This is a genomic window from Actinomadura darangshiensis (assembly GCF_004349235.1).
GTDB lineage: Bacteria > Actinomycetota > Actinomycetes > Streptosporangiales > Streptosporangiaceae > Spirillospora > Spirillospora darangshiensis.
The window spans coordinates 1-6,182 of the sequence record NZ_SMKY01000417.1 but is presented as its reverse complement, the minus strand read 5'-3'; the positions used below and the strand labels follow the sequence as shown (position 1 = coordinate 6,182).

General features: G+C 76.1%; 4 protein-coding genes. All 4 read right to left on the bottom strand.

The genetic code is table 11. The annotated features are described in order from the left end of the window. Positions 1-2: 2 nt before the first annotated feature. A complete protein-coding gene (locus E1293_RS43275; RefSeq protein ID WP_132205378.1) occupies positions 3-2,294 on the bottom strand; it encodes a DUF5682 family protein in 2,292 nt (763 codons plus the stop codon). Further along, positions 2,255-3,385 carry an ATP-binding protein gene (locus tag E1293_RS43270; RefSeq protein ID WP_132205376.1) on the bottom strand — a complete coding sequence of 377 codons (1,131 nt, stop codon included), beginning with the start codon at positions 3,383-3,385 and terminating at the stop codon, positions 2,255-2,257. Before E1293_RS43270 ends, E1293_RS43275 begins: the two co-directional genes overlap by 40 nt. Continuing rightward, on the bottom strand, positions 3,382-4,887 hold the full coding sequence (locus tag E1293_RS48230) for a DUF5691 domain-containing protein (RefSeq protein WP_165978676.1): 1,506 nt from the start codon (positions 4,885-4,887) through the stop codon (positions 3,382-3,384). The genes E1293_RS43270 and E1293_RS48230 overlap by 4 nt, the downstream gene beginning before the upstream one ends. Then, positions 4,884-6,182 (bottom strand): SWIM zinc finger family protein (locus E1293_RS43255; protein ID WP_243717427.1); only part of this gene is annotated, 1,299 nt, incomplete at its 5' end. The genes E1293_RS43255 and E1293_RS48230, both read right to left, overlap by 4 nt.

Below are 6,182 nucleotides of genomic sequence, written 5' to 3'. Positions count from 1 at the left end.
GGTCATGAGGGCGTCCAGCCGAGGATTCGCAGGGTCGTGGCGGCGGCGGGGGACGCGCGGAGGTCGTCCACGTCGTCCTCGTGCGGATGGGACGTGCCTGTGGCGGGCTTGTCGTGGCGGCGGAGCTGCTCGCCTATCGCGCGGCGTTCGGCGGCCGGGTAGGCACCGAAGGTGCGGCGGAGGAGGGGGAGGACGTCGGTGAAGGAGCCGTCCGGCAGGGCGGAGATCCACTCGTCGACGAGGCGCAGGAGGGCCTCGTCGTGCATGAGCAGGAGGCCGCCGCCGGCCAGGAACCCCTCGACCCACGCGGCCGCGCGGTCGGGGGCGGCGCCGACGGACACGGCGCGCGCCATCCGGTCGGGGACGTCGGGCAGGCGCCCTGCGTCGAGGAGGAGGCGGGTGAGGCGGCCCTCGATCAGGCCGTGCAGGGTGTCCGGGCGGGTGAGCAGGGCCTCCAGGGTACGGCGCCAGCGCTCGACGTGGCCCTCGTCGGCCAGGAGGGACAGGGCGCCGTGGACGGCGTCGACGTGGGTGAGGAAGTCGCGGGCCGCGTCGTCGTCCAGGCCGGTGATCGCCGGCGGGAGACCGACGCACACGCGGACGACGAGGCCGTCGACGACCGTGCGGAGCGGGCCCGTGGAGGTGCCGCGGACGTCGCCGTAGCGCAGCGCGCGGACGATCGCCGGCATCGCCGACATCAGGTGCGCCACGTCGGTGTCGACGGCGGCCCGGTCGGCGAGGGCGCGCATGACGGTGGGGAGCGCGTCGCCGAGGTCGGCGAGCAGGCAGCGCTCGGCCACCGACGTCAGGTCGGCGAGGGTGGCGGCGCCCGTGGCGAGCGCCTCGGCGCGGGCCGTGGTCGCGCCGCGGACGGTTGTGCCCCACGCCCCGGCCTCGATCAGCTCCACGTCGAACTCGGGGCGCCAGGCCAGCGTCCACGTCTCCCGGAACGTGCCCTTGGAGGTGCTCTCGGACAGCACGCCCCAGTCGACGTCCAGCATGCGGAGCCGGTGCAGGAGGCGGCTGCGCTCCAGGTCGGTGGGCTTGCGGAGGTCGAGGTCCTGCTCCCTGCCGAGCGCGGACGGCTTGAGCCGCAGCCGCCGCTGCTCCGCCTGCAGGTCGCGCTGGAGCGGCACCATCGGGGTCCGTTCCGGGACGGCGCCGAGCCGCTCCCCGACCACCATGCGCTTCTGGATCAGCTCGACCGGCAGGTCGGCGCCCTCGCACAGCACGGCCCGGGTCGCCTCGGTGACCTCGTCCAGCCCGGCGAGCGGACGGCCGCGCAGCGCGGCCAGCGCGTCGGCGAGCCGGACGGCCTCGATCACGTGCGCGGAGGAGACGTGCAGGTCCTCTTCGCGGAGCACGCGGGCGGCGGCGGTGAGCCAGCGCTCGATCGGGCGGTCGCGCGCCGTGAACAGGTGGTGGTACCAGCCGGGGGAGCGTACGCCGGCGCCGTAGCCGGAGCGCCCGGCGAGCCGCCCGTGCGTCCACGGCACCCACGTCATGGCGATCTTGGTCTTCGGGAGGCCGCGGAGCGTCCGGTCGTCGTGGGCCGCCGGGACCCTCGCCCGCAGCGCCGGGACGTGCCAGGCGCCGCAGACCACCGCGACCCGGTCGTGCCCCTCCTTGACGGTGCGGCGCAGCGTCCGCCGCATGTGGGCCTCGCGCTGCTCCTCCCGCCGCAGGTGGCCGGGCGGCAGCCCGGCGGACGCCTGCTCCGCCGGCAGCGCGGCCAGCTGCTCGCGCAGCTCGGCCATGGCCTCCGCGATGGCCGGGAACGGGGACGGCCCGTCGCCGCGGTGCTCGACGACGTCGTCCCACCAGCGCTCGGCGTCGTCGTATCCGGCCGCCTTCGCCAGCCAGCCCAGCGGGTCGAGCCTGATGCCCTCCGCGGCCGGCTCGGCCTCGGCCGGCTCGGGCTCCTCCGACGGGACGAGCTGGTTCGCCGCCGGCAGGTCGCAGAACCGGACCGGCGCCCCGGCGGCCAGCGCGTACCGGATCGCCTGCCATTCCGGGCTGAACTCGGCGAACGGCCAGAACGCGGCCTTGCGGCCGCCGTCGCCGGGCGCGGGGGAGTAGGCGAGCAGCGCGACCGGCGGCACCATCGCGTCGTCGCCCGCCAGCTCCACGATCGCGTCGGCCTCGGGCGGGCCCTCGATGAGGACCGCGTCCGGCTTGAAGTCCTCCAGCGCACCGCGCAGCGCACGGGCCGACCCCGGCCCGTGGTGCCGGATGCCGAAGACTTCGACCTGGCTCAAGAGACCTCCCGGCAGGCACGGTAGAAGTCGCGCCATTCCGGGCGGTCCCGGACGACCGCCTCCAGGTACTCCTGCCACACGACCCGGTCGGACACCGGATCCTGGACGACGGCGCCCACGATCCCGCCCGCGACGTCGGCGGCGCGCAGCACCCCGTCGCCGAAGTGCGCGGCCAGCGCCAGCCCGCTGGTGATCACCGAGATGGCCTCGGCGGTGCTGAGCGTCCCGCTGGGCGACTTGAGCTTGGTGCGCCCGTCGGCCGTGGCCCCGGACCGCAGCTCCCGGAACACCGTGACGACGCGCCGGATCTCCTCCAGGCCCGCCGGCGTCTCCGGCAGCTCCAGGCCCGCGCCGATCTGGTCGACGCGGCGGGCCACGATGGCGACCTCGTCCTCGGCGGTCTCCGGCAGCGGCAGCACGACCGTGTTGAACCGGCGGCGCAGCGCGCTCGACAGCTCGTTCACGCCCCGGTCGCGGTCGTTGGCGGTCGCGATCACCGTGAACCCGCGGCGGGCCTGCACCTCGGTGTTCAGCTCGGGCACCGGCAGCGTCTTCTCCGACAGGACGGTGATCAGCGTGTCCTGGACGTCGGACGGCATCCGGGTCAGCTCCTCGATGCGGGCGACCTGTCCGCGCCGCATCGCCCGCATGAGCGGGCTCTCCACCAGCGCCTTCTCCGACGGGCCCTCGGCGAGCAGGCGCGCGTAGTTCCACCCGTAGCGGATCGCCTCCTCCGCCGTCCCGGCCGTGCCCTGCACGAGCAGCGTCGAGTCGCCGCTGACGGCGGCGGCGAGGTGCTCCGACACCCACGTCTTCGCCGTCCCGGGGACGCCGAGGAGCAGCAGCGCCCGGTCGGTGGCGAGGGTCGCGACCGCGACCTCCATCAGCCGGCGCGGCCCCACGTACTTCGGGCTGACCGCCGCGCCGCCGGGCAGCTCGCCGCCGAGCAGGTAGGTGGTGACGGCCCACGGCGACAGCCGCCAGCCGGGCGGCCGCGGCCGGTCGTCGTGCTCGGCCAGCCGCGCCAGCTCGCCGGCGTACTCCTGCTCGGCGTGCGGCCGCAGAACGGCGGCCGCCTCTCCGGGGGGACGCCCCCCGAGACCCTCCGGCAGTGCTTCTTCTGTCAAGGGGACAGCTCCTTCAGCATCTCGTCGCGGAACCGCAGGGTCGCGATCAGGTCGGTGACGGCGCGCGGCGCCGCCGGCCCCAGCTCTTCGAGCCTGGACGCGGCGGCCGGGTCGAGCCGCTGGTCGGCGAGCCGGCACAGCTGCGTGATCAGGTGCTCGTCGTGCCGGGTGGGGCGCTCGGCGGACGCGGTGACCGTCGCGACCACCGCCGACGCGAGCGGCCCGGCCCACGGCCCGGGCACCCGTTCGAGGACCCGCAGCAGGTCGGGCCGCCCCTCCACCCACCGGATCAGGTCGGCCGCCGCCGCGTCGCGCTCCCCTCCCGGCAGGACCGGCAGCAGGTCGGCGAGCGCCTCCGGCTCGTCCACCATGACCCCGCCCTTGAGCAGCGCCCGCGCCCATCCGGCGTCGCGCTGGCCGAGCGCGGCCCGCGCCCACCCGATGTGGACGTCACGCCCGTCGGAGTCGGAGACGGGCAGGCAGACGATCTCCATGGGCGGCAGCCCGAACAGGCCGGTCCACGTGGACAGCGGTGTGCGGGCGAGGATCTCGCGCAGCCACGCCGCCCGCGTGCCGACCGGCGCGCCACCGCTCCGCGGCGCGAACGACCCGCTCGGATGGAACGGGACGCCGTCGCGTGCCAAGTCGTCGCCATGCGTGTGCGGCGGTTCGACCTGGATCCAGGTCTGGTTCCGGCCGCGGACCGTGCGTGCCTTCGGGGCCAGGCAGGCCCGGGCACGCGCCGCCATCCGCTCCCCGTACGCCGACCCCGGCATGCGGGCCAGCAGATCGGACGCGATCTGGCGGACGTCCTTGCCCCGGTCTTCCAGGGCCGCCTCAAGGAACTCCTCGTCATCGGGCGAGAGCCCGTGATCGAACGTGGCGATGAACGCCGTGCGGTCGGGTGCGGGCTCCTTGGCCCACGTTTCGCAGAGCAGCTCCCGCGCGCGCTCCGGCTCAGTGTTGCGCAGCCCGGTCAGATACGCCACGCGCCGGTTCCTCGTGCCGGTCTCCCACACCTCCGGCCCGCCGCCGGGGTCGTCGCCCGACCCCACCAGGTACGCCCAGTCGGTGTTCTGGAGGGCGAGCCACACACCCCGCCGCCCGGACGCCCGCGCGATCGACGGCCGCAGCACCCGGTCGCTCCGCCCCCGTTCCAGCAGGTCGGGAAGCGACTGCGCGGGCACCCGGAACCCCCGCGCCGCCGCGTCCAGCCACTCCGGCAGCACCCGGATCTGCTCACCGCCCAGGATCCGCCGCAGCCGCGCCGCCGCGGCCTTCGGCACCACCGGCACGTCCTCCACCGGGGCGAGCGCCACCGGCACGGGGGACGCGCTCGCGGGCCCGCGCCCCGCCCGCCGCCGGACGGCCAGCAGCGCCGCCTGGTCGAGCAGCCGCCCCGCCTTCTCGCCCGGATCGGCGGGAGCCTCCGCCAGAACGGGCGGATCGCGGCGCTCGGTGCCGAGCAGCGCCGCCGAGACGTGCTCGTTCCACGTGCTCACAGGATCACCGCCCCCTCGTCCTCGTGCCACGCGGCCAGCGGGCTCAGGCCCCGCGGCCTCCACTCTCCGGCCATCGTGACCGGACCGCCTCCGGACAGCGCTAGGAGCCGCCACGGATCGCCCATCCGGAGCGGCAGCGCGTCCCCGGCGCCGTCGACCACGTACAGGTCGCCGCCTTCGGCCCGGGCCAGCCTGACGCTCTCCAGCGTCGCCGGCCAGCGATCCAGCCACGGATCCCGCGCCAGGGCCGCCGCGTGCTCGTCCAGAAACGCCTGCACCGACGTCCCTGCGGGCATGCTCGCCCCGGCGGCCCCGAACCGTTCCGCGACCAGCGCCCGCAGCGGCTGCGACCCCGGGTAGAAGGCCAGCTCCGCATCGACCTCCGTCCCCACGACCAGCGACGTGTCGAACGAGGTGCCGGGCGCGGCGAACGACAGCACGAGTGCGGGACGCCCCGTCCGCCGCCCCCGCAGCCACACCCGCCGCGTGGTCAGCAGGTCTTGCGCCGTGTCACGCGCCCCCGTCACCCACCATCGATCACGGACACGCTCCCCGCCGCCCAGAACATCTTCCTGGGCCACGGTGAACCCGACCCGCGACCGCACGGTCTCACGCAATCCCTCGGGCAGCTCGCCCCGCCGCTGATAAGCCCGGACGAGCAGCCGCAGCAGGGCGTACTCCTCCAAGAGCCGGTCCGGCCACCCGGGCCTCCGCGGCACCGCCGCGAGCCCCTTGACCTGCCCGGCGAGGCCGCCCGCCTGCGCGTCGACGAGCCGCCGCGCCGCGTCGTCCCACAGCCGGTAGGGCGCCTTCTCCGCCTGCGCGAGCCCGTGCGCGACCTGGTCGCGGAGCCACTGGTCCAGCTCGGCGAGCCCGTCGCCGACGCGCCGCTCCCGCCGCTCCACCGTCTTCGGATCGCGCGCCTTGGCCGCCGTCGCGGCCCGCCGATCGGCCGCCCGGCCGGCGCGTTCGCGCCGCTCCTCGATCCACTCGGCGACCCACCCGGGCCGCGGCCCCTCGTCCACCACCGAGTCGGCCCACAGGAACAGCAGCGCCAGCCCGTGCTTGCACGGGAACTTCCGGCTCGGGCAGGTGCACCGGAACGCGGGCTCGGTCAGGTCGGCGCACGTCCGGTACACGGACGTGCCGCTGCCCTGGCACTCACCCCACACGGCCTCGTCATCGCACCCCGAGCGCCCCCACCTGGCGGGCTTGGCGATCCCGCCGGCGGCCTTGGCCGACGCCGCGTCCGGCGCGAGCCCGGCCACCTGCTCCCGCCCCCATCGCTCCCTCAC